We start from the raw sequence: 24,816 nt of genomic DNA, 5'->3' as shown, positions 1-24,816 counted from the left end.
ATAGATGCCTTTTCGAATCGATTCCTTAACGCAGGTCAAGATTTAGAACCTTTATTTTAAGGGTAACAGGTAGCTAAAATTTCCCGATTAGAATTTAAGGGTAGTCACATTATCTCTCTTTTCCAGCTCAGCTATTACACTATTAAAACTTTCCTGTCTATGTAAACCCTTTAATTATAGGTTGTTTCTTTAATTTCGAGAACTCTAGTGAATGTGTACAATCTGCTTGGTAGAAAAAACCATAAGTTATCGTATAACGCAAAAGAAAGGAGTGTTAATATGGCTTCATACAGGCGTTACGGTAATGCTAATCCCTTTAACAAGAAAAGCTACTATAAAGACGGGCCAGATACCAAAAGTAAATGTCATTCAGGTGATAGGGTACCATACCCGCCTTTTCCCACAACACTTAGGGAAGTATTGTTATCTTTAATAGGTGAACAGGTGGCTATCACAGTTCCCTATGGAGTGGTAGACGGTACACTGATAGCTGTACGAAGGGATTATATTTTGCTTGTTGAACCCACTGGAAATCAAGTTCTGATCCGGATTGATAAAATAGAACTGGTCAGTGAATTGTAAAGGAGGAATGTAAATGTTCAATGAAACTTTTGCCGCTGAATTAGCCAGACGCATCGGTTCATTTGTTGAAGTAACAACGGATAATAATTTGATAGAAGGAATCCTCACAACAGTCACTCCAGAATTAGTTCTAGTAATTGAGGTTACCAGTGGATACGGAGACAATGTGAAAATGTATATATCAATAGACGCAATTAACTTTGTACGTTTTCCTACGGCAGTTGTATAGTTTTACCACCATTTAGGGATAGCAAGATATAAATTACTCCGGCTCAAGTCCGGAGTTTTTTTATAACTTTTAAATGCCACTGCAGATAATTTGTAATAATAAATATAAAAAAACATATACATAGCAAGTGAAACAAATCCCCAAATTCGCTCATTGACGTGGGATAAAAAAGAATGCACGTGTTTAATTCAAAACGTGTGCATTCGAAGAAATTTAGATATTTTTATTGATTAAATCATTAATCTTCTTGATAGTCATCAGAACCTTTAACCCGTCTTCACCTGAAACAGAGGGGGCTATTCCATGTTGGATACAATTTATAAAATCCAATAATTGAACACGTAACGGCTGTACGGAATCATCAATTTGGATCGTTTGCCTAACAGGTACCTTTGCTTTAGTTGAATCCTCAATCATTGATTGCGTTATTTCGACTTCCCTATTTAGGATATCTGTTTCAATTAAAGCTTCTTCGGTAAGGATTTGAATTTTCCTGATTTTCCTTTTTGATTTAAAACTTGCGGTCAATTGTGCAGTAACTCCCAATGCTGATTTTGTAATAACCACTGCATGTTTTGTTGTGCCATCAATTGTTTTTCCAAGACCATATAATTCTACTATATCATCCTCCAGAAGTTCATATAAAATATAGATGTCATGAATCATTAAATCCTTTACAACATCAACATTTTGCATTCTCTCATCATATGGACTCATTCTATGAAAGGCGACTCCAATAATATTTTCATTTTCTATTTCCTTCGTAAGCAATTGGATTAACGGATTGAAAAGCTCAATATGTCCCACTTGAAGGATAACTCCAGCGTTACGGGCTTTGCTGATTAACTTTTTGGCCTGGATGACAGTACTGGTAATTGGTTTTTCCATCAACATGTGGACCTTATGCTGAATACATTTAATGCCGATTTCATAATGAAATTCTGTTGGTACAGCAATGCTAACGGCATCAACTGATTTAAGAAGCTCATCGACCGATTGAAACTGTTTTACGTTATACTTTTTAGCAATCGACTGCCTTTTTTCTTCATCATTATCATAGATGCCAATTAACTGGCATCGATCTTGTATTGATAGGTATGTTCGTACATGGTTTTCTCCCATATTTCCTGTCCCAATCACACCGACTCTCATATTATTTCTCCTCACTCAAAATAAATTACTAATTTATAATATGCGTCAGTATTAAAAAGAGATAGACTATCATAACGACATAATAAATTTGGCGTTTGTCTGCTGGACTAATTCTTTCTAGCTATGGAGGTGAGGAAATGATTAATGTACTGTTTATTTCCGAGGATACATCAAGAATGCTGACAAAAAACTATTTTTACCTGGAAAATGAACTGAAGAAGCTGGTAAATTTGATGATATGGCGGAAATCGGGGCATATTAGCTATATTTTAAATCAATTACCTGCCCGTCCCAATTTTATTTTATTGTTAAATGATTTAGACAGGCAAATGGCACCAATGATTAAAGGACTTTCTAACATCAATATTCCCACAGGCTTGTTTGTAAATGACGTTCACCGATTTCTAAAACTCAGAAGGGACTATATAAATAAAAACAAGATTCCATACATATTCACCGTTGTCCGAGATAAATCCCTAAGTATTTATCCAGAGTTTAAAAATAATATGGAATGGTTCCCGAATTTTTTCAGTGATGAATTACATAAGGACTATGGTCTAAAAAAGGATATCAATTTATTAATGATGGGGGCGGTTAATGACTATTATCCACTGCGGCAAAAAATAATCCATGCGTATTCAAAAGACTCGGATTTTGTTTATCATAGCCACCCAGGTTATCGAGAGTTCAGTAAAAAGGAGGAAAGTCAAAGTTTTATCGGTCACACTTATGCCAAAGAGATCAACCGTGCAAAAATATTCTTTACCACCCCCTCCATTCTGAAATACCCTGTCGCTAAATATTTCGAAGTACTTGCAGGCAAAACGCTTCTGCTCGCTCCTACTTTCAAAGAACTGGAGGATCTCGGATTTATCCCCGGATTTCATTTCGTGCAAATAGATGAAAATAATTTTAAAGAAAAAGCTTCTTATTACCTGGCAAATGAATCAAAAAGACAAAAAATTGCTGAACAGGGATACCACTTTGTTCATTCGAAGCATACTGTTAAATTACGAGCTCAACAGCTTGTAAAAAAAATCAAAACTATCATTCGTCAATAAGGAGGAGATTTTCACTTGTCTACCATTCCTGAAAGTGCACAAATAGGAAATCATGCAGTCATTGAAGAGGATGTTAAAATCGGGGAAAATGTTGTGATTGGCCATAATACAGTTATTTTAAAAGGCACCCAAATAGAAGATGATGTCACCATTGGCTGTAATTGCGTGTTAGGTATAAAACCGGCTGTAAATCCTAGAATGCGAAAGGTTTCCAAAGCTGATAGTTCACTAGTCATTCAAGCTGGTACAAGGATTGGACATTTGGCTTCCATCTATTCTGGTACTCAAATTGGAAAAAATGTATTTGTTGGAGATCACGCAAGTATTAGGGAAAATGTGAATATAGACGAGGAGTCAGTGATTGGAAGGGCAGCTATCGTCGAGTTGAATACAAAGATCGGGAAATCATGCACCATTCAAACTCAAGCCTACGTAACAGGTGATACTACATTGGAAGACCACGTTTTTATCGGTCCATGTGTATCTATGTCCAATGATAAATATATGGGAGCCGCGGCATTTTCTTTAAAAGGAGCATATATTAAGAAGGGAGCGAAAGTCGGAAATAATGCTTCATTGCTGCCAGGTATTACCATTGGCGAAAACACCATCGTCGGCGCGGGTGCGGTTGTCACAAAGCATTTAGAAGATAATATAGTTGCTGCAGGTGTTCCGGCTAGGAATATTAAATCTTAACCCCCTATTTTGGCCGTCTAAATGTGTATAAAGATCCAAATGTGAGAGGTGTAGCTACTTGGAACCAAATACAAACGATGATATTAAAGTGGTGATGCACGACCAGTTTAAGGCAACGGGAAAGAAAATAGGAGATGAATTTTTTATTCCATTTTCTTTATTAGAAAAAGGTTACAACTCTGAAAAAGAATGGATAGAAACAGAGAAAACTTTAAAGGTTCACGTGACTAAAGCAAAGTTTTTGGAAATTGATCAATATGATTATAAAGGAAATTATCTGCATTATGATAAAAACAAGGTAGAAAATTGGAATGTTGAATTTGACAATAATGGAATCCCAAAAACAATTTATTCTTTTGGAAAATACTATAACCCTTCTACAATCGCTCATTACGGCCTTCAGCATTTTAGCCTATTTTTAAAAAACAATGATACAACCAGTAAAAATAAATTCTTAATAGTCGCTGATTGGTTTTTAAATCATCAAGATCGTAAGGGCGGTTGGAGTTATTCTTTTGATCTTGATTTTTACCCCAGCAGACTCACTAAACTAAAAGCCCCATGGTATTCAGCGATAGGATTAGGGATGGCGATGTCCGTTTTGTCACGTGCATCCTACCTAACGGGTAATAGTAAATATTGCAACAGTGCATTAAAATCACAATGGATATTTAAAACACCGTCCAAAAAAAGTGGCATTCTAAGCAAATTTGAGAATAAGTTTTCATTCTATGAAGAATGTCCAACAGATCCTCCAAGCTATATTCTAAATGGTTTTATGTTTTCCTTAATTGGATTATACGATTTATATAAAGGTACAAACGATAGAACTACGAAAAAATTGTATGCAGAAGGCATTATTTCATTAAAAAGAATGCTTCCATTATACGATTTAGGAAATCGAACGGCGTATGATCTTACACATTATACAACTGATGGAGGTTACCCAAATGTAGCAAAATGGGGATATCATATTACTCATATTCATTTACTTGCTGCATTATATTCCATTGAAAAAGATCCAAAAATGAGGGAAACTTTAATAAGATGGAAAAATTATTTAAAAGGGAAAGAAAATTGACACCATAGAATTTCCAACCTAAATTCCCATCTATTCTATCTTTTTAGCTATAAGGGGTGAGATAAACTCACCCCTTATAGCTAATTGTACATTTTTTCTTGAATAGAGCATGAAATTAAGAATATATGCTATTTTTCATCAAATGCTTGCTCCAGAATCTCCTTTATTTTTTGTGCTGTTTTTCCATCTCCAAAAAGTGGAGGGTATTTCTTAGGGACTTGAATCGCCTTTACAGCATTTACTATTTTTAGTGTATCAGCGCCTGCCAAGTAGTTCCAGCCAGATTGTACAGTTTCAACCCATTCTGTTTCATCCCTAAGTGTAATACATGGAACTTGCAGCATATAAGCTTCTTTTTGTAAGCCCCCAGAGTCAGTTAAAATTACTTTTGCTTCTGAAACTATCGTCAACATATCAAAATAGTTTAAAGGTTCTACTACCTTGATATGTGGTACAGAAATTAAATCCGTTAATTTATAATCTTTTATTCTATTTTTGGTTCTGGGGTGTAATGGAAGAACGATTTCCATTTTTAATTGCTGAAGTGCTTTAAGAATCGATTTTAAACGATCGGGGTTATCCGTATTTTCTGCCCGATGAATGGTAGCAAGATGATAATTATTTTTTGAAAGCGAAAGCTCCTGTAGAATAGTGGATTGTTGTAAAGCCTGAGGTTTAAAATGAAGAACAGAGTCATACATGATGTCTCCTGTTTGATAAATCTCTTCAACAATACCTTCCCTTTTCAGGTTTTTAACCGCAGCCTGTGAGGGACAAAATAACCAATTGGAGAGATGATCTGTGACTAAACGATTAATTTCTTCTGGCATTTTTTTATTAAAACTCCGTAACCCGGATTCTACATGGGCTATTGGAATATGAAGTTTGGATGCAGCTAGGCTTCCAGCAAGGGTTGAGTTTGTATCCCCATATACTAATACAAGATCCGGATTTTCAGAAATCATAACTTTTTCTAACTCTGCCAACATTTTTCCCGTTTGTTTTCCATGAGATCCTGATCCTATTCCTAAATAGTAATCTGGTTTGGGGAGATTCAATTGTTTAAAAAAAACAGAAGACATATTATCATCGTAATGTTGTCCAGTGTGTATGATAACCTCCTCTATTTCTGAATTAGATTTTAAAACCTTAGACAACATGCTTGCTTTTATAAATTGGGGCCTCGCTCCTACAACTGTTAAGATTTTCATTTCTTTCTCCTTTCTTGGAAAAGTTTGATTTATCGCTTCGAGTCGGAAGCTTTAACATTCCTTCTAAGATTAACCATAGAATTTATGCTTTCTTATGTTAAGAAACGATTAATCCATTATATTCGTAATGTTTAATTTTTGGTTTGGCTAATAGCTATTGATTTTAGCTTTTCATCATTTTCCAAACATGATTTCATCTTAATGTAAATATCATAGAAAGTATTAACAACTAACATTATTTAAAAAAGGAGCAGTTTAATGTCTAAAAAGGTATGTATGCTCGTAGCTGAACACCCATTTTTAGATTCGAGAGTTTTCAAGAAGGAAGCAAAAAGTTTAAAAAAACTGGGATACGATGTAACTATGATTGTCCCAAGAAAAAGTGGATTTCTGTTTGATATAGATGGCAGGCCATTCAAAGATCAATTTCTAAATCAAACATTTAACCATGAAGGGATTAACATAGTGACATATAGTTATGAAGATAGTAGAAACCCATTAAATAAAGTGTTGTCCCGTACAGACCATTGGGAAAGGGAGGGGTTTAAAAACGCTTTAACAGAACTGGGAATACTGCAGGAAGCAGATATTTATCATGTACACGAATATCTATCTCTTTTTGCCGGTATTGGAGTAAAAAGGATGTTAAAGAAAAGAAACAAGGATGTAAAATTAGTGTATGACAGCCATGAACTGACTCCAGACCCCTTTGATTCAAGAATTCCAGAGAAATTAAAAAATAATTTAAAAGAAAAACTACTGATTATGCTAAAAGAGGTTGATCATATCATTACTATCTCTCACTCAATAAAATCATGGTTTTTGTCTCAAAGTCCCACAATACCTGTTGATGTTGTTTATAATTCACCGCCACTAACAAAGGATTATCAACCAAAGAGTTATCATGAAAATGGCCTGGTGGCATGTTATGAAGGAAACATTGACTATAAAAGAGGCAGTAAAGATAAAATCATTCAAATCACAGAAATCTGTTCAAAAGAAATTGATTTTCAATTTAAGGTCATTGGAGGAACGCGATATGGTGATTCTTTGAATCTTCCAGACCAACTAAAAAATAAAATCCAACAAACAGGCTGGGTGGATTATTACTCTATTAGTAAACATATGAAAAATGTGGATGTAGGTTGGATTGATTATGAGGAGCTACAGTTTTCCCTTAACCGTACTTATGCTATGCCAAATAAATTTTTCAGTTACCTAAATAATGGTATTCCAATTTTGGTTAACCGGTGCCATGAAATGGAATCCTTTATACGAACACATCGATGTGGCTTAATTATTGATAAAACCGAAGCTACGGCAAAGGACTATGCAAACGCCCTACTTTATCTCAATAAAAATAAACCTCTTCTAAAAGAAATGAGCTTGAATGCCCGAATGGTAATGGAAGAAATCTATTGCTGGGAGAAGATGGAGGTAAGGTTAGAGAAAGTCTATCATCAATTGACCAATAAAGAAGTACTGTTTTCTACTTAACAGTATGTTTCATAACTCACCCCATAAAAATGTCCCTTCCTAGAACTGCCCCCAAAAGTTAGAGGGAAAATCTAACCTTTAGGGGCAAATATTTTAAGCAATGGGGATTCACTTTATTTAACTTTTATGGACATTATATACATCCGCATTCAGTTTTAGAGCTTTCAACTTATTAGTAAATAAATTATTTCACTTATGCTTGTTGATAGTGTTCCACATATTTAACACTAATTATGGTTTATTTATAATATTTTTTGTGTTTTTAACCCAATTTACAGTATTTATTATCCCATCTTTAAAAGGTGTTTTAGTATAATGGCCGACCATCTTTTCTAACTTTTTTACCGATCCCCTATGGCTAATAACATCTGCTTTTCGAACAGGTAATCTTTGAGCCTTCCCTTTATAATTCATAACGTCCATTATCGTTTGAACTACACTCTCAATTGATAATTGCTGGTCTGTACAAATGTTTACACAATCACCGGGAGGTATAATAGGAAAAACCTTTGTTACCATATCTACAGCATCTTTAACATAAATAAAGTCCCTTGTTTGCTTACCGGATCCATTAATCACAGGAGCATCTCCATCTGCTATTTTTTTAATTGTGATGGGGATTACACCAGCTAGATCTCCTTCAAAACTTTGTCTGGGGCCATAATTATTAAAAGGTCTTACAAGAAATGCATCCAAATCAAACATTTTAACATATGACTGTAACATTAAATCAGCCGAAGCTTTTCCTGCAGCATATGTTGTCTCCGGTATAAGTGGATGTTGTTCGTCCATTGGCTGATACTGAGATGAACCGTACGCTTCTGATGAGGAGAAATGACATAACGTTTGAAATGCATTCTTTCTTTGGAGCTCTAATAGATTCTTCAAGACGAAAACATTTGTCATAAAAGCATTAGAAGGATTTAAAAAGGAATAATTTAATGCTTTAGTGGCACAGTTAAATACTATGTCAATATCATACTTTTCCATGATATAGTTGAGTGTCTCTTGATTCTCAGCATTATCCACATGAAGGACCGCACCATTTCTTAATGCATTTTTTATATTTTCTTTTTTCCCAGTAAAGAGATTATCAACAATGATAACTTGGGCTGCCCCTTCTGCTACTATTTTGTCTACCAAATGACTTCCAATAAAACCAGCCCCTCCAACAATTAAAACAGTACTGTTTACAAGTGATGGTCGTTTCAACTTTATCCATTCCCTTCCGCTAATAATTAAAAGTTTAATCGAGATTGCCCGCCATCAACAGTAACGGTAGACCCCACAATCCAGGAGGCTTTATCGGATGCTAAAAATACTGCAACATTTCCAATCTCTTCTGTCTTCCCTAGCCGACCCGCCGGAATCCTATCCCGAGCATATTTTTCCAAAAAGTCGGGATCATGAGCTAATCGGCGACTCCATTCTTTATTTGGATGGAAGATAGCACCTGGTGCAATGCCAATTACGCGAACATTATCTTTTATTACCTCAGAACTAAAAGATTTTGTAAAACTAATCAAGGCAGCTTTCGAGGCATTATAAGAAGGTAAACCACCTGCTTCTTTTCCGTATATGGAAGAAATATTTATGATTACTCCTTGCCCTTTATTTATCATCTGTTTACTAGCTAACTGGCTTAGATGAACAGCAGAGAGGAAGTTAAGATCCATTGCTTCTTCAAAAATTCTTGGAGGTGTTTTTAAAACCCCTTCGCCATGGCTTGCCCCAACATTATTAACAAGAACATCGATGGAGTTAAAATCACCTAAAAATTCACTTATCAATTGTTCTCTGGCATCATGTTTTGCTAAATCTTTTGGATAAATTTGCACACCCAAATCTTTTTTCATTTTTAAAAGTTCAGTATTACTTCTTGCTGTAATTCCAACTTGAGCTTCTTCTTTTAAGAAAGATTCAGTTATAGCCTTACCAATTCCCTTTGTTCCTCCAGTTACCAACACCTTTTTTCCTTTTAAATTTAAATCCAATTCTTATCTCCCCAGTACATTCATTGTAATCTTACTATTTATTGCAGTAGAGAAATTTTAAAAGGCTCTATCTACAAAGTTTGTTGTTTTTAATGGAAAAGTGTAGCCTTTGTAGGATTATGAATGCTCACCAACAGTATAAATATGTGAGATGCCCTTAAAAATGCATACCATTTCCCACGAAAATATAATTCTGCCGAAGATTTCCTTGTCCCGCTCGGAAGTATAAGTGAGAAATTCTTGAGCAACGAGGGACTAGCTAAGAAGACTTGCAGGACCGTAGAAAGTGAGTATATTTTCACGGAGATATGATACAGCCAAAATAGCAACAAGCTTTTATAAAACACATTTACCTTATTTGTATGAATAATTCCATAAGAATGTTAATACTTTATTAGAGTAATAAAATAGTTAGGGATCATACCAATGGAAGAAATATAGATGGAGGGATTAAAATTGAAACAAAAGGTCTGTATGCTCTTATGTTATCTTCCCTTTTTAGATGCACGTATTTTTGAATGTGAGGCTAAAAGTCTTCTCAAGCATGGTTATGAGGTTACCATAATAGCCCCTCGAAAAAATGGTTATTTATTTGATATAGATGGGAAGCCATTTACGGATCGTTTTAGAAGAAAAACCTTCCATTATCAGGGAATTAAGATAGTAACCTATGATAGTGAAAAAAGAACAGAAAATCCTTTATTAGACCCCCTTTATCAATTAGGGCTAAAAGAAAATGCTGATTTTTATCAAGCTCATGAATTAAATTCTTTTTTTTATGGGAAGGAAATTAAAGTTGTATTACGGAAACAAAAGGGGAAAAACGCTAAATTAATTTATGACAGCCGGCAGCTCATACCAGATTCATTTTCATTGAATATAAATGAAGAAACAAAGCAAAAATGGAGAAGGATGCTGCTTGAAAACTTAAAAGAGGTTGATTATATCCTAACGGTGTCCGACTCTATTAAATCATGGTATTTATCTATAGATCCATTACTTTCCGTGGAGGTCATCCATAATTCTCCACCACTCACCCCAAGCTTTAAAGCAAAGGGGGAACATACTGACCGGTTTGTAACAGCACATGAAGGGAATTTATCAAAAGCAACAACCCAAAAGATTGTTTCAATTACTGATTCCATCAGCAGGGTCACCGACTTCCAATTTAAGATTATTGGTGGACCAAGGTATGGTGAGTCAATTTCGATACCAAAACATTTACAGACTAAAGTAAACCTTTCCGGCTGGGTTCCTTATCATTCTCTTCCAGCTACATTATCGGATGTGGATATCGGTTTGATTGATCTAGACCCCTCTCATTCACTTAACAATGCTTTTTCGATGCCAAGCAAATTTTTTAGTTTTCTAAACAATGGCATCCCGGTTGTTGTGAACAAATGCAGTGATATGGATAAATTTGTAAATACTCATCAGTGCGGGATTGTTATCAATCAATTAAATCCTGCTCCTGCCGATTATGTCAAAGGAATAATGCATCTTTATAAAAATAAACAACAACTAAAACAGATGAGTATAAATGCTCGAAAAGCAATGGTGGATGTATACAGTTGGATCCATATGGAGAATCGGTACATTAAGGTTTATAAGTCATTTTTGACTAACAGAACCCAATACCTTTTACGATAGGCCGATTTTGCAGCGGGGAGGATAATAAATGGGGAAAAATGTTTGTTTTTTAGTAACAGAACATCCTTTTTTGGATGCACGTATTTTTAAAAAAGAAGCCAAAAGCCTGATGAAACAAGGATATGAGGTAACCATGATCGTCCCTAGAAAAAATGGTAATCTATTTGATGTGGACGGCAGTGTCTATAGGGATAGCTTCCAATCACAGACATTTATCTATGAGGGAATCAGAGTAATCACTTATGAACAGATAAATCCTGAAAAGAATATCAAAAGCCTTCATTACAACCTTCAAACTGGAAAATTTACTCGTTTTACCGATCCGTTAACAACATTAGGGATCGCTCAACAAGCGGATTTCTATCATGCTCATGAATTTTTTTCGCTTTATTCAGGCATTGGAATCAAGCGTGCTCTAACCTCAAAGGGAAAACATATCAAATTAATCTACGACAGTCATGAATTAGAACCTGATCCATTAAGTTTACAGTCCCACAAAACAAAAGTAGTCAAAATGCAGATGCTCGAAAAAATGCTAATAGAAACAGACTGCGTCATAACAGTATCGGAATCGATTAAATCATGGTACCTCTCCATAGATCCGCAGCTCCTTGTAGAAGTGATCTACAACTCCCCACCATTGGCACCTAAATACAAACCAGTTCAAGATAAAAAATCTGATTTTCTTATTGCATATGAAGGTGTCATGAATCGAAAAAGAGGGAATTTCAGTAAATTAATGGAGGTATTGGAATTATGTAATCAAAAGTTTGATCTAAAAGTCAAAATAATTGGTGGACAGATTAACCCGAAACAGGACTTCACTCATACAATACCGCAACACTTACAAGAGAGCGTTATTTTTTCTGGATGGCTAGATTATCATACAATTCCTAATGCTTTACAGGATGTTGATTTGGGGTGGGTAGATTTAGACGCACTCCATTCCCTGAATAACCGGTTTGCAATGCCTAATAAATTCTTTAGCTATTTGAATAATGGTGTCCCTGTTTTAGTGAATCAATGTAAAGATATGGAACATTTCATTCAAAGATATAAATGCGGATATACCGTCAAAAAGATGCAGGCTACTGCTCAGGATTATTTTCAAGCGCTCCAATTTCTCCATTCCAACAAAAACAAACTCCGTGAGATGAGTCTCAATGCACGAAGGGTAATGGAATCGAAATTTAGCTGGGAACACATGGAAAAAAGACTATTCACCATTTATAAGCGGTTAGCCAAAATCATGTGAAACGTTGTAACTGGAATAATCTATTGATACCAAAATCCGGAAAGGGGAAAAACCTTTGAAAGTACTTCATATTCCTTATGGATCTCCCATGATTGAATTATGCCGAGCATTACGGACAAAAGGAGTTGATGCCACTTCCTGTCACTTTGATGAAAATAAATTCAACTTTAAACCTGATATGTGTTTAAAGCTTAATTTGCTTTCTAGACAGGAAAGAGAGAGAAAAATAAAGGACTTCTTTGAAAAAGTCATTCACGAATATGACATTTTCCATTTTCACTTTGGTGAAACATTTTTTCATGATAAAAGGGACTTAGACTTGTTGAAAAACGCAGGTAAAAAAATGGTGGTTCATCATCACGGTTCAGACATAAGATTACTGTCAGTTGCTAAAGGTTATAATAATCCCTTCATTCGTGTAAAGCCTGAATGGACAGAGGAAAGAATTTCTAAAAACATCTCCCTTCTATCAAACTATATCGATCATGCAATTGTTCAAGACTATGAATTGGAAGGATATATTTCAAATTCATATAAGTACACTCACGTGGTCCCTCATACAATCGATGTAAATCAATTTAAACCACAATATTTAGATATAGGATCGTCTAATCCCCTCATCGTACACGCTCCAACTTCACGTAACCTTAAAGGAACAGAATTCATTTTAAAAGCAGTAAATGAACTGAAGCGTTCAGGATTACCATTTCAATTTAAGTTAATTGAAGGCCAATCCTATGAGGAAACAAAACTGCTTCTTGCCCAATCGGATATCGTCATTGACCAGTTACGAATTGGTTCATATGGTTATATCAGTTCAGAGGCAATGGCTTTTGGAAAACCAGTTATTTGCTATATTAGGGAGGATTTAGTGAATAAATATCCAGCGGGGTTCCCTGTGGTAAATGCAAATCCTACCAATATAACAAATGTATTAAAAAATCTTATACAAAATCCGCAAAAGCAGAAAGAACTTGGAATAAAAGGAAGACAGTATGTTGAAACGAATCATCATATTCCTGTAGTAGCGGAGCGCTACATCAAAATTTATAACAATTTATAAAGCCCTTTACATTGAAGCAAAGTTTTTATTTTCATCTTCGAACTATTGAATGATAATGTAGAAAAAGCACAGTCACTTTGATTTTATCAACATAAATTATGACATAACCGTCTTAATTACTATAGAAATGAGGTTGATTATATGTTGATAGAACAAAGCCCATCACTACCAACTGTTGCGGTTGTTGGCCTCGGGAAAATTGGACTAACTTTAGCTGCTGTTTTTGCCAATAATGGATATAGGGTTTTCGGTGCAGACATTAACAAAGGTGTCGTAAAAACAATAAACCAGGGAAAATCCCATATACGAAATGAGCCTGGACTAGATCATTTGATACTAACTGCTCAAACAAATAAAACATTATCAGCAACTACATCAACTTCCGAGGCAGTTGCCCGAGCGGATATTATCGTTGTGATTGTTCCAGTCTTAGTTGATGACCAAAACAATATAGATTACCAATTTATTGATGGAGCGGTTCAAAATATCGCCAACGGATTAAAAAAAGGATCATTGGTAATTTTTGAAACAACACTTCCACCGGGAGACACAAAAAATAGGTTCGGGAGGAGAATAGAAGAAATTTCAGGTTTGAGATTGGGAAGGGATTTTCACCTTGCTTATAGTCCTGAGAGAGTGTATTCAAATCGGATTCTCCAGGATTTAAAGAACTATCCAAAGGTCGTCGGCGGATTAGATAAGAGAAGCCTTGAACTAGCATCAAACTTTTATAAGCAAGCAATCGGCTGCGAATTGATTGAAGTAAGTTCCTTAGAAACTGCTGAATTCTCTAAGGTGGCTGAGTGTGTGTATCGTGATGTAAATATCGCACTTGCTAACGAACTTGCCCAGTTTGCAGAAAAAAAAGACGTCAATATGTCCGAAGTAATAGTGGCAAGTAATAGTCAACCTTATTCCCATTTACATTCTCCAGGCATTGGCGTTGGGGGCCATTGCATTCCTATCTATCCATATTTTTTTATAAATAAAGGATTGAATCAAGGGCTGACCCCTTTGTCCAGAAAAATTAACGACAACATGGCTGAATATGCAATTTCTAAGATTGAAAGAGGAATAGAATCATTTGTTGATAAAAACATTTTAATTTTAGGTTTATCCTACAGGGAAAACGTAAAGGAACCGACAAAATCAACAGCATTGCTATTAATAGAACAACTTAGGAATAAAAAGGCAAATCTATTTGTGAACGACCCACAGTTTACGGAAAGTGAAATAACCAAATATGGTGTTAAACCAATATCCCTGAATGACAAAGCAGTTTCCACAATAGACGTGGTCATCCTCCAGGCATTCCATCAAGAATACTCAAAGATTGACTTCAGCCAATTTAGTAATTGCAAGTTTGTTTTGGATGGACGGAACAAATTAAATAAAGATGAAATATCCCAATTAGGTATTAAATATGAAGGGATTGGACTTTAAAGGGGGTGTGTTAAATAAAATGTCAACCAACAAGCTTAATAAGATACCAATGGTAGATTTACAAGAAGAATTAAACCTGCTGAGAAAACCTATATTAGAAATGCTCATAGAGGTTCTGGACAGCGGTGAATATATATTGGGGGAAAAAGGTGAAAAGTTAGAAAAACTAGTGGCGCAATATGTAGGTGCTTCCTTTGCACTTGGAGTTGCTAATGGTACAGATGCTTTATTATTATCGCTTCAAGCATTAGACATTGGACCAGGTGATGAAGTGATCACAACACCATTTACATTCATTGCTACTGGGGAAGCAATTGTCCAAGCAGGTGCAAGGCCAGTTTTTGTTGATATCGAAGAAGATACCTATAATATAGATCCCTCCAAAATTGAGGAAGCTATAACCCCACATACTAAAGCTATAATGGTAGTACACTTGTATGGTAAAGCCGCGAATATGAGGGAAATCATGAAAATCGCAAAAAATAATAATCTGAGAGTTATAGAAGATGCGTGCCAAGCTATTGGAACCCAATATAACGGTAAAAGGGTTGGAGCAATCGGTGATATTGGCTGTTTCTCTTTCTTTCCGTCCAAGAATCTAGGCGCATTTGGTGATGCCGGGCTTATAACAACAAATCAAAAGGAAGTCTATGAAAGGATCTATAAACTTAGGAATCATGGGTCTGAAGCAAAATATCACCATTCCCTTATTGGTATGAACAGCAGACTTGATGAATTCCAGGCAGCAATTTTACTGGTTAAATTATATTACTTGGATATTTTTCTGCATAAAAGAAAAGAAGTCGCTAAAAGATATACGGAGCAACTTACTTCATTCTTAAAAACTCCGTCAATTCCAAAAAACCGGGAACACACCTTTCATCAATATTGTATTGAATTAGATAAAAGAGATGACCTTGCCGCAAAACTAAAAGGTAATGATATTGCCTCAGCTATTTATTATCCCATCCCCCTACACCTGCAGAAGGCTTTCAAGTACCTTCGTTATAAAGAAGGTGATTTCCCTATTGCTGAGAAAGCAGCAGCCAGAGTACTGGCACTTCCTATTTTCCCAATGCTGTCATATCAAAAACAGGATCATATTATTTCAACAATTAAAGATTTTTTAAAGGATGCTCCATAGGGATTTTCTCCAGAACAAAGGCCAGTTAAGAAATTGCTCTTTACTGGCCTTTAAATTCCAATATAAAGAAATATGCTTCCTTGGTTACTTTAATGTTTTTAAAAAGTCATTCCAGTTTGCAGGATGACTTTTTGTAATACTTTCTTTGTGTTCTCGTACATTATATACTGTAAAATCACGGTACAACAATCTGGAACCCTTCTTTAATAATCGATGCAATACACTTACATCTTCATAAAGCCTCCCATCTTCAAACTCACTAACCGGAAATCCTCCTGCGCTTTTTAATGAAACTGTCCGGTAAATCCTTGGGCAAAGCGGAAAACGATATGTGAGTAAGTCCCTTTTCCCATTGATGACAGTTCCTTTCGCTATCCCTTTAAAAGCGACATCCGTTCCTAACTGTTTCCACTTTCTAAAATTCCCGTATAATACTGATGCATCATCAGGCAGAACTGATAAATGTTTTTTAATAATGGAAACAGCATCCGGATCAAGCCAATCATCAGCATCAAGCTCCAATATAAAGTCTGAAGTAACATGTGGCAATAAATCATTTAAAGCCCTTGCCTTCCCTTCATTCTTTTTATTTAATACCATTATCCGCTCCTCATTATTCCATCGCCTAAGCTTTTCTAAGGAGTTGTCTGTAGATCCATCATCCATAATCAAAATCTGTTCCAATTGTTCATTTTGCAGCAGGCATGAAGTAATGGCTGTTCCTACATACTTTTCCATATTATAATTTGAGATAATAACGGAAAGGCTTGGATGATTTGTTTTTACTTTTTCAAGCTGATATTTCTGTATAAACTCATTTCTCTTTAAAGTATTTATTGAACTATTTTTTCCTAATTGCCTAACAAAACCATTTTTAAAGGTTTTATTGGAGTTATCGATACTTGAAAGCCAGGCTGATAAAAGTGACTCTTTGAATGGGACCTCGTAATCAGGTAACAAGTTTCCCTTTTGAAGGTATGAGGTAAGAACGAGGAAAGGTCTCTGAATTGCTATGTTTTGATTGTAATAGGTCGTTCCTAAAATTGGTCTTTGATCTGATGGCAGCATGGAATCAATAACATCATATGATGATAGATAGTCAGTTTTTTCAAGAAATAATACGTATTTGCTGGTTATTTGCTGAATGATATTATTCAATGTTATCCCAATATCACTATGGTCGGCAATAATAGATTCGAATCCTTCTAACCATTCACATCCATCCGTACTGCCTAAGGGTATTTGCCTTTCCTGAATGACAATTACTTTCTCCAGCCTGGAACCGATTTGTTTTAAAGAGGTTAAAGCCTTGTTCAATATAGGCTGATTAGAATAATGAACAAGAATGACCGTTATATCTTTCAACATTATTCCTCCGTTTTTTAAGTTAAAAAGCGGGCTATATTGCTATAGCCCTTTGACCTTACTAAGCCCTTTGGGAATGATGAGAAGAGCGATCTGCGTCAGCTGGGATTGGCGTAATCGGGTCAAGGCATGTCACTGCAAGAAAATGATTTAAATTGACTGTTATGCAAATACCTGTTGCCTGAAAACCCGTTACCGGATCATCTGTCGGGAAAAATTGGGAAATTGATCCACATTTGCATCCATCCAATGCTGGCATTAATACTTCACATTGTTCTGTAACCGGCAGCAGCAATTCTAACTTGACACAATTGTCACTATCTTTAGCAAAACTTTTCGCCCGGAAGATTGGGGTCTCCACACTCCCGAAGAAATTGTTGTTTCGCTTACAATTACCCATAGGTGCTTGAAATACTCCACTGCCTATAAATGGACTGCAGGAGGAATTGCAATAAAGAATAAATGGAATGGTTGTATGCTGGGGGGCAAGATCACTTTTTCGTTTTCTCAATTGTTTAATTGCACTTTCACAACTGGATACACAGCAGTCCTCTATTACTTCGTCTTGTGCTTTAATAATTCTTCTAACAGTGTCCGTCACACAATCATCGGCTGATTCCCTTATGGGTTCAGCTTTTTCTTCGGTTCTTGGTTTATCATAATTTCTTTTATAGTACTTACCCATAAAAACTCTCCTTTTGTAGTATTTATCACTTCCACTATATGCTTATTTAAGTACAATAGGTTGTATGGTAGTCTATTTCGCAAAAAATAAGCAGGCAGTCCATTGTGCTGGAAGAATGTGCAAACAGCTCAGGATACAAGCCGGCTCAATCTGGCTTTCGCTACATAAACATGTTAGTAATCGATGCAAGTCTTGTTGAGATTACACCCATAATTATTACTCCTGGTAAGCTGGCTGATCACCGGCTTTCCACTTTCCTCCTGCCAGGACTTTACATTGTGAAAGTTTAAAGGAGAGTTCTATTAATTTTTCTTATGCTTCCTTTCACTCTCTGAACCATCTTTCGTTTTCCTTTTCTTCTTTTCATCTTTCATTTCTATTTTCAGATCCTCAAGCGGTATATCATCCACAAATTTTTGTTCTTTGGAATCGTTCATATCTTTACGTTTCTCTTTATTCGGTGATTTATTATTTTTATTGGACATTTTGTTCACCTCAGTCTTCTTTTTAAATGTTTATCCTCTACCAATTGACAATAAACATTTCTTCGTGCTTGGCAGGTTATTTGATGATATTATATTAAGTAACAAAGGACTCTATATGGAGGGTTGTAGCATGAGAGAATTTAAAGAGCTAACGGATATGGAAATGACAGAGCGTTTCATTGAAGAAAACAAGCTTTCGTTTCTTTATATATCACGACCTGACTGCAGTGTCTGTCATAGTTTGCTGCCTCAAGTACAGGAATTAATGATGAAATACCCTGAAATAAAACTTGGTCATATTAACGCAGACGATGTACAGGATGTTGCCAGTCGCTTTTCCATTTTTACAGTACCCGTTCTCCTGCTCTTCGTTGAAGGAAAAGAGTATGTACGGGAAGCACGAATTGTCCACATGGATCTATTTGATGAAAAAGTTAATAAAATTTATGAAAATGTGGTCGGATAATCACTCAAAAATTCTAAGGAGTTATTAATGAAAACTACTATCAAAAAACTTGCGATTGAACTTAATAAAAGTAATATCTTGTGGGGATTAGGCGGCTCGGCAATGCTTTCTCATTATCAGAAAATCGATTCAGTCAATGACATTGATATTCTTATCGATGAACAGGATGCTGAAGAAGTTAAATCTATTTTCCATAAAGTCGCCAAAAAGGAAAAGGCAATCAGTAAAGAACCATTTGCAACCAAATATTTTTTCAAATATAAATATGGGAATAATTTTATCGATGTAATGGGCGGCTTCCAAATCTATCATGAAAAAGGATTATATACAATGGATTTCGATCAGGATTCCATAACCAATTATATGTATCTGGATGATATTTCTGTCCCACTTTCATCTCTTGAAGATTGGTATATCCTTTATGCATTAATCCCGGGAAAACAATACAAAGCAGAGTTGATTGAAGTCTATTGGAAAGAAAATGGCATTCGAAATCCAGCTATAATAAAAAGAGCATTACAAAAGCCTCTGCCTGGCTATTTAGTAAATAACCTGCAACGTTTTGCAATGCTGTAATTAAATTAAATTTCCCGTCTCATCGCCTTTAAAACATCAATTTGCGTAGCGCGTTTAGCAGGACGCATACCCGACAGAATAGTAACAATCAGACAAATCCCAACCGAAATGAGGATTAGTGTGCCTGGAATTGCTGAAAACTGTAAGCCATCCGGAAGCTCTTCTTTAAATACCATTTCAATAATTAATGGAAGTCCAAGGTTAACTAAAAAGCTAATTAAATAAGCTGCAGCGGTGCCAATAATTGCACCGATTATTCCTATATAGCTGCTTTCCAGCAGAAAAATCTGTTTTATCGTTTTTGGATTTGCTCCAATTGCTTTCATTATTCCTATATCAGGTGCACGTTCTGTTACAGCCATTGTCATGGTATTATAAATTCCAATTGAAGCAATCAAAATAGCAATCGTTCCTACCAAAATTAAACCTGCTTTTGCAATAGTAAAGAGCATGTTAATCTGCTCCATTTCACTGACAACAGAATAAGTAGCATAATTGGCTTTATCTAACTTGTCTGATATAGCTTTAACCTCTTCCAGACTAGTTGCATAGACGTTCACTACATCAAATGAATCTTTATAGGATTTATCTAGTTCTTCCTCTGCACTAGCTGCTCCTCTTATCATACCGGTAAATGCTTCTACTTCTGATAAAATACCTTGAGAAATATAAACATTTCGATCCTGCATCCATTCTCGTGCAGGTTCCTTCAAAATCCCCACTACTTTGAGCGGGGTGGTTTGAATTTCCTCTTCATTATCTTCAAGCTTCTTAACAGTCATATCGATCGTCTTCCCAATCAATTCGTCCTTGTATCGATATTCCTCTTTCAATTCACCTTGATCATCATATAGTTCTTCTTCTGCAGATTCTTCCATCAGACTATTGGAGAAGTGATAGCCTAACACAATCTCATCCGGACTTTGTGGTAATCTTCCGTCACTTAATTCAAGTCCTGATTCAATCTCAGATGGAAAGTGAGCTACAACTGTTTGTGCTTCTGTTTGAAAGTTGTCGATAGAATACACAGGGAACTGCCGCAGCTGTATTCTTCTCGTTACAGCATTAACTCCCTCTACTGATTCTAAATACTCAATATCTTCCATCGTCAATGAGCGGTAATTTCCATTTTCCTCTTCGTATCCATGTATATCAATTTTAGTGACTACCTGATCCTCTAACGTTTCATTCACTATAGACTGTTGAAGTCCATAACCAACAGATGCCAGCACTATAAGAAACGCACATCCCATTGCAGTTGCCAGTATTGTCATAAATGTTCTGATCTTATTCTTTTTAATATTTTGCCTGACAAATTGAAATTGGTCTTTTAATTTCATCGAACTGCACCACCCTCAACGAGTCTACCGTCATTTATAGTGATGGTGCGATTCCCAATTTTAGCAACTTCCTCATCATGGGTAATAATGAGAAATGTAATTCCCATTTCGTTATTTAATTTCTGAATAAATTCCAGCAGGTCTGCTTCCGTCTCACTATCTAGACTTCCGGATGGTTCATCAGCCAGGATAATTGGTGGCTTTAGCACTAAGGCTCTTGCAATACTCACACGTTGCTGCTGTCCACCGGATAATTCCCCAGGATAGTGATCCTGAAATTCAGCTATACCAACCTTTTTGAGCATTTCCATTGTTATTTGATTTCTTTCATTTTTGTTTATTCCTTTTAATGTTAGTGCCAGCTCAATATTTTGAAATGCGGTCATACTTGGGATCAGCTGGAAGTTTTGAAAAATAACGCCTACATGGTTCAACCTGTAATCAGCAAACTCCGCTTCCGTAAAGTCGGTTACTTTCTTATTATCTATCCAAATTTCCCCATCTGTTGGACGAATGAAGCCACTGATAAGATTCAGAAGTGTTGATTTACCAGAGCCGCTCTTTCCAACAACTGTAACAATTTCTCCTTTATCTACTTCAAATGATATATCTTTTAGAACAGGTAAGGTCGCTTTCTGACCCTTCTTTCCTAAAATAAAATGATGGTTTAACTTTTTTACATGAATCAAAACTTTTCCCCCATTTTTACTGTACCATTATCTCATTCAAGAATAATTCATAGCCAGGTGGTGCAGTCTTTAGATTTTCCACATTAATAAAACCTTCATAAACTATTTCCCCTGTATCTAACTCAATTACCGCAATTCCTCCATTAGTGTCTCTGTCGCTAAATAAATTTGCTACATACATTTTCCCCTCATGGATTTTCATCAGCAATCCAAAATCTTCTTGTTCTTTTGATAAAAGATCGATGGTTTGGTTGGAATCAATTTCTTCGCTATCTATATTATAAGCAATGAGCTCACCGCCAGCTTCAGAATCCTGCCCAAAATAAACCATCTTACCAATCAAAACAGCATTATGACTTTCTCCATTTATTTCATCAGGAAGTTCAGTACTTTTCATTTGCTTTGTTTCAAGGTTGTAGGTAACTAATTCTTTTGCTACCTCTTCTGAATAAATTTCCCCACCCTCGCCTTGCACGTCTTCCAATATCGTTTTTACAAAAGCAATATATTTATTTTCTTCTCCGGATGTGTTGCTGCTGGATATCAAGTCAGTGTAAGACCAGCCAGTATCATTTTCCTCTTGATACGAAGCAATTAGATCATCACTAATCAGCTTTTGTGCAGAAACATCAAAACGATACACGTGGAATTCATTTTGATTTTTCCGTTTTACGCTTTGACGGGTTATAACTTTTAATTCTTCATCCGCCATTTGCACATTTTCCACGTAAATATAGTCATATTTATTTTTTTCCGGTACTTCAAGTTCAAATGCTTCAGTTTCACCTGACTCCTTTTCTAAAACTTCAATGTCAAATGTGAAGTCTTGATCATTGATCATCGATCCCCAATCGACATCGGCATATACCAATAGTTTTTCATCTTCATAAAACGGAGCAATATTATTTTCCTTTCCGCGCATAAAACCGCGGTATTCCTTTTGCAGCCTTTTTATTTTCGGATTGATGTAATAAGGATTGATTAAATCTAGAAGGGAATTGTTATTTGAATAAGCCGTTCCAGTCGTTTGAATCGTTACATTCTGACCTTTCTCCCCTTCACCATAATAAGAACCCTGTAGCATTAGATTTTCCACCGCTTCTTCATCACCGCTTTTAATTGTAAAAGTGAAATCAGGAAAATTATTTTCCGCTAATGCTGATTGAATATAAAATGCCCCGATAGCAAGAATACTAATGATTGTAATCGAAATTATTTTCCAGTATCGCATCACTTTCTGTCCCTCCCCTTAAACCGCTATTTTTTTCTTTAATAGGAAATGGCTTGTCCAGATGGAAACGCTGATAAGCATCAATCCTAAGATAATTTCAAGAATAAATATTTCAATTGGATATAGATAATACGTCTGCATAATTTCCATGATCAGAATAGGTGAGAAAAAGACTAAAACTGTCATCCCAACAAAAATGGCACCTAATAAAACCCCTTTTAAACGAAAGCTTCTTTCAAATAGGATCGCGGTAAAAATTATAAATACTGCCATGATTCCCGCCCCGTAATAAAGTACAAATTCGATAAATGTACTTGGGATCAGGGTTTGTAAATAGGAGTTCTGAATGATCTCTCCAGCAGTCATATCAATACGATAATCCAGTGGCACAATCCATTTTAAAATCACGCTTTCAATCGGTAATAACATCAGCTGAATTGCTACAAAGCCGAAAACCATTAGCAGAATCGACACACCCTTAGAAAGGAATATTTGTATCCGTGCTGTCGGCAGCATCAGCAGACGGTAAATAAATGTATTTTTTCCAAACCAGTCACGGTACCAAATAAAGAAAATATAAAATATCAATGCTGCAATACATAATGCAATTGGCCCCATAAACCACAAACTTCTTGTGACTTGAAGCACACTCATTAATCCTTCTGTTGCAAAAAACTCCTCTTTCGGAACTAAATCTTCATAAATTGCCTCATTTGCCCTTGAAATATAGCTGTTCGATTTGATAATTACACCGGCAATCTGCGATATAATGGTTATTCCAATTAAAGCAAGATAAATTTTCATAAAACGTCCCAGCTCAAAATTAACTAACTTCAGAAATCGAGTCATGTACGATAAACCTCCCTCATTACATCAATTACAGACTTCCCTTCATTTTCACGAACCTCTTCTGTATTGAATTCTTTTATGACAGTACCCTCATCCAGCAATATAACCTTATCAATTAAATGCTCGATATCGTTGATTTCATGTGTTGTAATAATAACCCCGCGATCCTCAATTAGGTGGGATGTAAATACCTCTGCAATTTGTTCCCTGCTGAAAATATCAATCCCTGAAAATGGTTCATCCATTAATAAAAAATCCACATCCAATGCAAGGCCAAGCAAGAGATTTACTTTTGCCGTATTTCCTTTTGACAGGCTGGAAATTTTGTCACTTCCCTTTAGTTTAAAAAACCCCAGCAATTCCGTTGCTCTCTCCTGATTCCAGCTCTCATAAAAATCCTGCATGAATTGCATTGCTTCAGCAATTGTCATTTGTGGCAGCATCGTTATGGCATCAGGAATGAAGGTGATTTTTTCATAGCTTGCTTTATTTATTTTTTCATTGTTTATCAATATTTCACCACTATTTACAGGAGTGAGTGCCATAATAGCGTTTAATATGGTTGTCTTCCCAACACCATTGATCCCGATCAGACTGGTGATTTCTCCTTTATTTGCTGTAAAGGAAACTCCATTCAACACTTTCTTTCGTCCGTATTTCTTTGAAATGTTTTTTACTTCTATCATTCATAGCCCCCCTCTTCCTTGCTTTCCATCTCGTATTTGTCCTGTATCAAACCTACAATCTCATCAAGCGATACATTTATTGGACGTATTGCTGCAACAAAGGAATCAACTGCCCCAGCAATCAGCTCCTCACGTACTGCTCCCAATGTCTTTTCATTCCTTGTGATTTTACTTGGTAAATTCCTTTCCGTATGAATCAAGCCCGCCTCCTCCATCTCTTTGTACGCTCGTTGTGCAGTATTCGGATTGATCTTCAATTTATTCGCCAACTCCCTGCGTGACGGGATTTCCTGTCCTGGTTCCAGCATCCCTGTAGCAATTTGCTCTTTGAAATGACGGACAACCTGTACATATACGGGATCCCTGTTATTAAAATTCACATTCAT

The 24,816-nt window shown here is 35.9% G+C and carries 27 protein-coding genes; 14 read left to right on the top strand and 13 right to left on the bottom strand.

The features are described from left to right. The first annotated feature begins 279 nt into the window (after positions 1–279). Together CIL03_RS07960 and CIL03_RS07955 are read left to right on the top strand one after the other, a co-directional pair. A complete protein-coding gene (locus CIL03_RS07960; protein WP_094885305.1) occupies positions 280–582 on the top strand; it encodes a DUF2642 domain-containing protein in 303 nt (100 codons plus the stop codon). Between the two features lie 13 nt (positions 583–595). Further along, positions 596–811: a hypothetical protein gene (locus CIL03_RS07955; RefSeq protein ID WP_094885304.1), complete on the top strand. Its 216-nt coding sequence runs from the start codon at positions 596–598 to the stop codon at positions 809–811. A gap of 213 nt (positions 812–1,024) precedes the next feature. Here the strand turns inward: CIL03_RS07955 and CIL03_RS07950 are convergent, their stop codons facing one another. Continuing rightward, positions 1,025–1,963, bottom strand: coding sequence for a Gfo/Idh/MocA family protein (locus CIL03_RS07950; RefSeq protein ID WP_094885303.1), 939 nt, complete (start codon positions 1,961–1,963; stop codon positions 1,025–1,027). A gap of 137 nt (positions 1,964–2,100) precedes the next feature. Here CIL03_RS07950 and CIL03_RS19970 point away from each other — a divergent pair, with 137 nt between their 5' ends. Genes CIL03_RS19970 through CIL03_RS07940 form a run of 3 tightly spaced genes read left to right on the top strand, consistent with a single transcriptional unit; the run spans position 2,101 to position 4,801 of the window. After that, entirely contained in the window at positions 2,101–3,024 is a 924-nt protein-coding gene (locus CIL03_RS19970) for a glycosyltransferase (RefSeq protein ID WP_206207679.1), read from the top strand. 15 nt (positions 3,025–3,039) lie between these two features. After that, entirely contained in the window at positions 3,040–3,720 is a 681-nt protein-coding gene (locus tag CIL03_RS19965) for an N-acetyltransferase (RefSeq protein ID WP_206207678.1), read from the top strand. Between the two features lie 58 nt (positions 3,721–3,778). Continuing rightward, on the top strand, positions 3,779–4,801 hold the full coding sequence (locus CIL03_RS07940; protein ID WP_094885302.1) for a D-glucuronyl C5-epimerase family protein: 1,023 nt from the start codon (positions 3,779–3,781) through the stop codon (positions 4,799–4,801). A 128-nt stretch (positions 4,802–4,929) separates the two neighbouring features. Here the strand turns inward: CIL03_RS07940 and wecB are convergent, their stop codons facing one another. Further along, positions 4,930–6,012 (bottom strand): non-hydrolyzing UDP-N-acetylglucosamine 2-epimerase, encoded by a 1,083-nt coding sequence (gene wecB / locus CIL03_RS07935; protein ID WP_094885301.1) that lies wholly within the window; start codon positions 6,010–6,012, stop codon positions 4,930–4,932. 258 nt (positions 6,013–6,270) lie between these two features. Between wecB and CIL03_RS07930 the strand changes: the two genes are divergently transcribed. Further along, positions 6,271–7,509 carry a glycosyltransferase gene (locus tag CIL03_RS07930; RefSeq protein WP_094885300.1) on the top strand — a complete coding sequence of 413 codons (1,239 nt, stop codon included), beginning with the start codon at positions 6,271–6,273 and terminating at the stop codon, positions 7,507–7,509. A 231-nt stretch (positions 7,510–7,740) separates the two neighbouring features. Here CIL03_RS07930 and CIL03_RS07925 read toward each other — a convergent pair whose 3' ends face one another. Both CIL03_RS07925 and CIL03_RS07920 read right to left on the bottom strand, forming a co-directional pair. After that, the gene (locus CIL03_RS07925; protein WP_094885299.1) at positions 7,741–8,721 is read right to left on the bottom strand and encodes an NAD-dependent epimerase/dehydratase family protein; all 981 of its coding nucleotides are present in this window, start codon (positions 8,719–8,721) and stop codon (positions 7,741–7,743) included. 26 nt (positions 8,722–8,747) lie between these two features. Next, positions 8,748–9,503, bottom strand: coding sequence for an SDR family NAD(P)-dependent oxidoreductase (locus CIL03_RS07920; RefSeq protein WP_094885298.1), 756 nt, complete (start codon positions 9,501–9,503; stop codon positions 8,748–8,750). Positions 9,504–9,959: 456 nt separating this feature from the next. Between CIL03_RS07920 and CIL03_RS07915 the strand changes: the two genes are divergently transcribed. The 5 genes from CIL03_RS07915 (at position 9,960) to CIL03_RS07895 (ending at position 16,058) form a co-directional block, all read left to right on the top strand. Beyond that, on the top strand, positions 9,960–11,153 hold the full coding sequence (locus CIL03_RS07915; RefSeq protein WP_165767916.1) for a glycosyltransferase: 1,194 nt from the start codon (positions 9,960–9,962) through the stop codon (positions 11,151–11,153). A gap of 28 nt (positions 11,154–11,181) precedes the next feature. After that, positions 11,182–12,408 carry a glycosyltransferase gene (locus tag CIL03_RS07910; RefSeq protein ID WP_094885296.1) on the top strand — a complete coding sequence of 409 codons (1,227 nt, stop codon included), beginning with the start codon at positions 11,182–11,184 and terminating at the stop codon, positions 12,406–12,408. 55 nt (positions 12,409–12,463) lie between these two features. Further along, positions 12,464–13,471 carry a glycosyltransferase family 4 protein gene (locus CIL03_RS07905; RefSeq protein WP_094885295.1) on the top strand — a complete coding sequence of 336 codons (1,008 nt, stop codon included), beginning with the start codon at positions 12,464–12,466 and terminating at the stop codon, positions 13,469–13,471. A gap of 141 nt (positions 13,472–13,612) precedes the next feature. Further along, entirely contained in the window at positions 13,613–14,914 is a 1,302-nt protein-coding gene (locus CIL03_RS07900; RefSeq protein ID WP_094885294.1) for a nucleotide sugar dehydrogenase, read from the top strand. A gap of 19 nt (positions 14,915–14,933) precedes the next feature. After that, complete coding sequence (locus CIL03_RS07895) at positions 14,934–16,058, top strand: DegT/DnrJ/EryC1/StrS family aminotransferase (RefSeq protein ID WP_094885293.1); 1,125 nt, start codon at positions 14,934–14,936, stop codon at positions 16,056–16,058. A gap of 84 nt (positions 16,059–16,142) precedes the next feature. Here CIL03_RS07895 and CIL03_RS07890 read toward each other — a convergent pair whose 3' ends face one another. Together CIL03_RS07890 and CIL03_RS07885 are read right to left on the bottom strand one after the other, a co-directional pair. Further along, positions 16,143–17,426: a glycosyltransferase family A protein gene (locus tag CIL03_RS07890; protein ID WP_240508023.1), complete on the bottom strand. Its 1,284-nt coding sequence runs from the start codon at positions 17,424–17,426 to the stop codon at positions 16,143–16,145. Between the two features lie 58 nt (positions 17,427–17,484). Then, on the bottom strand, positions 17,485–18,108 hold the full coding sequence (locus tag CIL03_RS07885) for a CotY/CotZ family spore coat protein (RefSeq protein ID WP_094885291.1): 624 nt from the start codon (positions 18,106–18,108) through the stop codon (positions 17,485–17,487). A gap of 104 nt (positions 18,109–18,212) precedes the next feature. Between CIL03_RS07885 and CIL03_RS07880 the strand changes: the two genes are divergently transcribed. Next, entirely contained in the window at positions 18,213–18,398 is a 186-nt protein-coding gene (locus CIL03_RS07880; protein ID WP_094885290.1) for a hypothetical protein, read from the top strand. 12 nt (positions 18,399–18,410) lie between these two features. Here the strand turns inward: CIL03_RS07880 and CIL03_RS07875 are convergent, their stop codons facing one another. Then, positions 18,411–18,593, bottom strand: a complete 183-nt coding sequence (locus CIL03_RS07875; RefSeq protein ID WP_094885289.1) for a hypothetical protein — start codon at positions 18,591–18,593, stop codon at positions 18,411–18,413. Between the two features lie 130 nt (positions 18,594–18,723). Here CIL03_RS07875 and CIL03_RS07870 point away from each other — a divergent pair, with 130 nt between their 5' ends. Then, complete coding sequence (locus CIL03_RS07870) at positions 18,724–19,059, top strand: thioredoxin family protein (RefSeq protein ID WP_094885288.1); 336 nt, start codon at positions 18,724–18,726, stop codon at positions 19,057–19,059. A 27-nt stretch (positions 19,060–19,086) separates the two neighbouring features. Then, the gene (locus CIL03_RS07865) at positions 19,087–19,635 is read left to right on the top strand and encodes a nucleotidyltransferase family protein (RefSeq protein WP_094885287.1); all 549 of its coding nucleotides are present in this window, start codon (positions 19,087–19,089) and stop codon (positions 19,633–19,635) included. Positions 19,636–19,640: 5 nt separating this feature from the next. On the opposite strand, the gene CIL03_RS07860 is transcribed toward CIL03_RS07865, so the two are convergent. Genes CIL03_RS07860 through CIL03_RS07835 form a run of 6 tightly spaced genes read right to left on the bottom strand, consistent with a single transcriptional unit; the run spans position 19,641 to position 24,816 of the window. Further along, positions 19,641–20,975: an ABC transporter permease gene (locus CIL03_RS07860; protein ID WP_094885286.1), complete on the bottom strand. Its 1,335-nt coding sequence runs from the start codon at positions 20,973–20,975 to the stop codon at positions 19,641–19,643. Beyond that, on the bottom strand, positions 20,972–21,664 hold the full coding sequence (locus CIL03_RS07855; RefSeq protein ID WP_094885285.1) for an ABC transporter ATP-binding protein: 693 nt from the start codon (positions 21,662–21,664) through the stop codon (positions 20,972–20,974). Before CIL03_RS07855 ends, CIL03_RS07860 begins: the two co-directional genes overlap by 4 nt. A 16-nt stretch (positions 21,665–21,680) precedes the next feature. After that, positions 21,681–22,898, bottom strand: coding sequence for a hypothetical protein (locus CIL03_RS07850; protein WP_094885284.1), 1,218 nt, complete (start codon positions 22,896–22,898; stop codon positions 21,681–21,683). Between the two features lie 15 nt (positions 22,899–22,913). After that, complete coding sequence (locus CIL03_RS07845) at positions 22,914–23,744, bottom strand: hypothetical protein (protein ID WP_094885283.1); 831 nt, start codon at positions 23,742–23,744, stop codon at positions 22,914–22,916. Beyond that, on the bottom strand, positions 23,741–24,430 hold the full coding sequence (locus CIL03_RS07840; RefSeq protein ID WP_094885282.1) for an ABC transporter ATP-binding protein: 690 nt from the start codon (positions 24,428–24,430) through the stop codon (positions 23,741–23,743). Before CIL03_RS07840 ends, CIL03_RS07845 begins: the two co-directional genes overlap by 4 nt. Continuing rightward, on the bottom strand, positions 24,427–24,816 hold the full coding sequence (locus tag CIL03_RS07835; protein ID WP_094885281.1) for a GntR family transcriptional regulator: 390 nt from the start codon (positions 24,814–24,816) through the stop codon (positions 24,427–24,429). The genes CIL03_RS07840 and CIL03_RS07835 overlap by 4 nt, the downstream gene beginning before the upstream one ends.

Source organism: Virgibacillus indicus (genome assembly GCF_002266285.1).
Classification (GTDB): Bacteria; Bacillota; Bacilli; order Bacillales; family Amphibacillaceae; genus Virgibacillus_K; species Virgibacillus_K indicus.
This window is presented reverse-complemented; position numbering and strand designations above follow the sequence as displayed.